3 protein-coding genes and 1 pseudogene are annotated in these 4,790 nt (G+C 60.8%); 2 read left to right on the top strand and 2 right to left on the bottom strand.

The genetic code is table 11. The features are described 5' to 3' along the window. The first annotated feature begins 81 nt into the window (after nucleotides 1-81). Together EAV90_RS38800 and EAV90_RS38805 are read left to right on the top strand one after the other, a co-directional pair. The gene (locus EAV90_RS38800) at nucleotides 82-1,287 is read left to right on the top strand and encodes a GMC family oxidoreductase (RefSeq protein WP_245509739.1); all 1,206 of its coding nucleotides are present in this window, start codon (nucleotides 82-84) and stop codon (nucleotides 1,285-1,287) included. A 154-nt stretch (nucleotides 1,288-1,441) separates the two neighbouring features. Then, nucleotides 1,442-2,999 (top strand): annotated as a pseudogene (locus EAV90_RS38805) (ISL3 family transposase). Here EAV90_RS38805 and EAV90_RS38810 read toward each other — a convergent pair. Together EAV90_RS38810 and EAV90_RS38820 are read right to left on the bottom strand one after the other, a co-directional pair. Next, the gene (locus EAV90_RS38810) at nucleotides 2,982-3,188 is read right to left on the bottom strand and encodes a hypothetical protein (protein WP_347338836.1); all 207 of its coding nucleotides are present in this window, start codon (nucleotides 3,186-3,188) and stop codon (nucleotides 2,982-2,984) included. The pseudogene EAV90_RS38805 and the gene EAV90_RS38810 sit on opposite strands and share 18 nt — an antisense overlap. A gap of 1,050 nt (nucleotides 3,189-4,238) precedes the next feature. Then, on the bottom strand, nucleotides 4,239-4,637 hold the full coding sequence (locus tag EAV90_RS38820) for a lactonase family protein (RefSeq protein ID WP_129146436.1): 399 nt from the start codon (nucleotides 4,635-4,637) through the stop codon (nucleotides 4,239-4,241). Between the last annotated feature and the right edge of the window lie 153 nt (nucleotides 4,638-4,790).

The following is a 4,790-nucleotide window of genomic DNA, read 5'->3' on the forward strand; positions in this document are numbered from 1 at the left end:
GCTTTGCGCGCATGCTGATCTTCCCTGCCATACCCGCCACCGAACTGATTCGGCAGCTCCGCCCCAGACACGACAGGGAAGTTGTCCGGTAACATTTTTACTGAGGCAATGCGGGGGGCAATTTCCCATGTCGCCCGACAGCCCAAGGGCATCAACGAGCTGAACCAATACTGCCTCAAAGCCTTCCAGGAATATGGGCTTCCCTATAACCCCGACTATAACGGCGAGAGCCAGATCGGCGTCTCGCCGGTGCAGTCAACGGTCGGGCACCAGCGGCGGTGCAGCGCGGTCGACGCTTATCTCCGTCGGCACCTCGCTTCGGGCCGCGTCACTCTTCTGACCGGCAAGACCGTTGTTCGCGTCCTCGTCGAGAACAATCGAGTCGTCGGCGTCGAGCTCATGGATGACGAGATAATCATGGCCAGCGAGGTTGTGCTGTCGGCCGGTTCGGTCCATAGCCCGAAGATCCTCATGCACTCGGGCATCGGGCCATCCGAGCAGCTTCGCCAGCACGGCGTCCCCGTTATCGTCGATTCTCCGGAGGTGGGCGAAAATCTCCACGACCACGCGATCGTGCCGGTCCGCGCCTATGTAAAGGGCGATCTGGGTTACCAAGCGGCCGCACATGGCCTCGGCAGCGTGAAGGCGGGCCTGCGCTATTTCGTCACCAAGGATGGCCCGGCAGCGGGCAATGGCATCGAGACGGTTTCCCACTGGAATCCGTCGGACTTTACCGCCGAACCCACGATCCAATGCTATCACGTGCCCATCGTCGCAACTGGCGGGGTCAGCCCGACGGGGGACCGTTCCGGCATCACTTTCGAACTCGTGGTGCTTCAGCCCAAGAGCCGTGGCTGGGTGCGGTTGGCCGACAGCCACCCGACGTCGATGCCCCTCATCAATCCGAACTTCATGGGCGAGGAGGAAGACCTGAGGGCCGCAGTGGAATCGGTACGCGCGATCCGCGAGGTTATGGCGCAGGAGTCGTTGGCGCCGGTGATCGAGGAGGAGATCGATCCCGGCCCGCACATCCAATCCGATGCAGAGATCGGCGAATGGGTGAAGGGTGCAGTGACGACGATGTTTCACCCGGTTGGCACGTGCCGGATGGGGCAGGATGCGCGAGCAGTGGTTGACGCGAGGCTCAGGGTCCGAGGGGTCGACGGCCTCCGGGTAATCGACGCCTCGATCATGCCCAACATCACCAGCGGCAACACCAACGCCCCAACCCAGGCGCTTGCGCGCCACGCCACGGCGATGCTGGTCGACGATCTGAAGCGGACCTAAGGAAAAGTGGAAGTGGCCCGACGGAGATAGTCATCGAGGGCGGAAACGACTATGCCGCGGCATGCCTGTCAATCGGCTTGCAAATTTGGCTCTGACTCACTTTTGATGCAGTTTGGGGGATGTCTGGCGCTTTGATTGGGGGAGAATCAGCGCGATGCAGCAAGCACTCCACCGCTCCAGTCTGGTGCCGCGTGGGTTTGTTGTAGAGAGTGCGTACTACGAGGGTGATAAGGCCATTGTTGTGGTCCGGGCGTCCGGAAGCGTTGGTCTGTGCCCATCGTGCGGAACGGTTTCGCGACGTGTCCATAGCCGCTATCGACGCCGCGTGACCGATCTTCCACTTGCGGGGCGGATCGTCCAGCTCCTGGTAATCGCCCGCCGCTTCCGCTGCGATGCCGTCCTGTGCGGGCGCCAAATCTTCACTGAGCGCTTCGCCGAGGGGATACTGGCTCCATCAGCGCGACGCACGGCGAGGCTGGACTCTATTGTCCATCACCTCGGTCTGGCGCTTGGTGGTCGACCGGCGGCAGGCTTCGCAAAACGGCTGATGCTGCCGGTGAGCAAAGACACGCTCCTGCGCGTGGTCCGACGCCGTAGCCGTCCGCCGGCCGACCCGCTCAGAGTTATCGGCATTGATGATTGGGCCTGGCGGCGCAATCACCGATACGCCAGCATCATCTGCAACCTGGAAAAGCGTCGGATTGTCACGCTGCTGCCGGATCGGGAGCCCGCAACCGCCCAAGCGTGGCTCGCTGCTCATCCCACGATCGCGATCGTCGCCCGTGACCGTGGTGGAGGATATGGCGAAGCCGCAGCAAAGGCCTTGCCGCACGCGGTGCAGGTGGCAGATCGTTGGCATCTGATGGAGAACGCCAGTCGAGCCTTTCTCGACGCCGTCCGCAAATCGATGCGACCAATACGCACCGTGATTGGCGCGACCACGATCGATCCCAAGCTGCTCACAGCCGCCGAGCGCCTCCAATATGAGGGCTATCTGCGCCGCGAGGAGACCAATGCGGCCATCCTGGCTCTGTCGAAGAACGGCATACCGATCAAGCAGATCGTGCGCCGGACTGGCCATAGTAGGAAGCTGGTGCGGCAGGTCATCCGCGGCGAACGCCATGACGTCTTCCGGACCCGGCAGAGCTCACTCGATCAGCATCTGCCATGGCTCGACGATCAGTGGGCGGCCGGCTGTCGAAACGGCGCTGAACTTTGGCGCCGCCTGGCGGCCCGTGGCTTCCGAGGCTCGCTCCGCATCATCAGCGAGTGGGCGACCCGTAGACGACGGGCTGAAAAGGCGGACGTAGAAAACCTGCAGCGGATTCCGTCAGCCAGAACGATCGCACGCCTCATGACAGTCGGGCGGGATGTACTCACGAAAGCGGAGACCGTCACGGTCGCGGCGATCGAAGCTGGCGTACCAACCCTGGTCGAGGCGCGCGAGATCATCGCTGAATTCCACTTGATGATCCGGCGCAAAACTGAGGAGGGGCTCATCCCATGGATCGAGCGCGCCCGCGCCAGTCTCGTCGCCTCGTTCGCCAGCGGCGTTGCGAAAGATGAAGCGGCGGTTAGGGCCGCAATCACTTCGCTCTGGTCCAACGGACAGACTGAAGGTCAGATCACGCGCCTCAAGCTCGTCAAACGTCAAATGTACGGTCGCGGGAAAAATCGATTTGCTTCAAGCTAGACTAATCGGCGCAGAATAATCGGAGCTGCACCAAAAATGCGTCAGAGCCAACATTGCAAGCCGAATGACAGCATGCCTGGAGAGCTCTACGGCGCTGAACGGCGAACGCGTGCCCTTCGCGGATCGCGACGGTCGCTAGGTTGAGCTGGATTGGCACGTCACTCACGGCGTAGATGTTCGGGATGTTCGTGCGCGAGCTCGCGTCCACAATGATAGCTCCGTCTGCCCCAGTCTTGACCCGGGCGCGGTCGAACCCCAGCGAGACGTGTTCGGGGCGTGCGCAAAAGCGAGCAGCACCTGATCGGCCACCAGTCTCCTGTCCTGTTCGGTCGTAACGTCGATGCTTCCCAGTCGGTTGCTACAAGAGACCTTGGCACGTCGACTACTCCAATGTGCCGACCGCGGTCTTCTCCAGCCTGGAGATCGGCACAGTTGGCTGACCGAGCTGGAAGCGAGGCGCAATACCCTGCCGTCGAACTCTATAAGGTCCGCTTCCGGCCGCTCCATCGAGCACGCCGGAGCCGGCAGGAGCGGTATTGCTGCTCACGCGCGGGGCCGAGCGCCTTCGTCAAATCGCCGCTGAGGAACGTGCATTCGGCATGCTCCAGCGCGAGCGAGAATGCCAGTTTTGTCCTGTCTTGATCGCGAGTCGGCCAAACGGCATGCCTGATTGCCGATGTGCAGATGCCCGAAATGAGTGGATTCGACGTCTATTTCGAGCTGTCAAAGCTCGGCAAAAAGATTCTGACAGTCCTCATAACGGCTTACCGACGGAGAACGATCGCTCGCGTGCTCGGGACGCCGGAATTGTCAGGTACCTGGTAAAGCCGTTTGCCGAGATTTGCTTGAAGGAGTTCATATCGCCCTGTCGAGCTCTAGGGAATAATTCTCCGGACCAACGACGAGATCCTCTCTGGTTTCGTAGAAGAGACAAAAGTGGGCACCCCAGGCTACCATGTCGCCAACGACGTCGATTCTTTTCCGCATCTTCCTGTTGCGTAACCCCGCTACTGCGGCGGTAGCAGCAAGCAATTGGCCATTTTGAGACGCCAACTGACTCCATTTGCGACCAAACCGACGAGGAGATCGCTAAGCTCGTCGAGCGTCCAACCGTGCGAGAGGGAAACCTGCGCCACTGTATCTTGCGATTGACTGATTTGCGCGGCAAGGCTGCAAAGGGCTGAGAGCGCGTCTGCCAGACGCATCACAGTGGATTAGCTGGATCTTGCCTGGTCGACCGCGCTCCGTCGGTAGATGTCTAGAATCCCGCGAGGCCCTGGGTGCTGTTGTAGGGAATCGGGTTTCGACCAATCTCCGTCAGTCTGCCGCTCGTCTTGTCGAGGCGGTAGCTGACAAGCACCTGGGCATTTCCAAAGATCTGGTAGAAGTACTGGTCGTCGGGAGTCAACCAGCTGTCGCTGGGTCCGCTGCTGACGAGCCCGTTCACAGCGCGGAAGGTACCGTCGCCCGGTATCGCTTTGTTGGCCGGGTCCTGGAGAAGGCTCAATCGGCCGTCTACAAGCCGGTAGGTAGAAACCGTTCCGTATCCGAAGTTGGTCGCGAGCACCAGCGAGTTGTCAGATGTCACTTGCAGCCAGCAGAGCTCAGATGGCTTCCCGAGCGCGGTATCGATCGGGGCCAACGGACCGTCGGTCACGCGACCGTCGCCGTTAATGCGGCTCACTAGCACTACTTTGGCAGATTGTTGATTTTGGCGCGTTTTATAGGATTCCCGAATCAATTTTTCAATGATTCATGGGTGGTCGGCTCTTGGAGGGCTGACCATGCCGGGATGGGAAGACGAACTCGA

The sequence above is a fragment of the Bradyrhizobium vignae genome (genome assembly GCF_004114425.1).
GTDB classification, from domain to species: domain Bacteria; phylum Pseudomonadota; class Alphaproteobacteria; order Rhizobiales; family Xanthobacteraceae; genus Bradyrhizobium; species Bradyrhizobium vignae.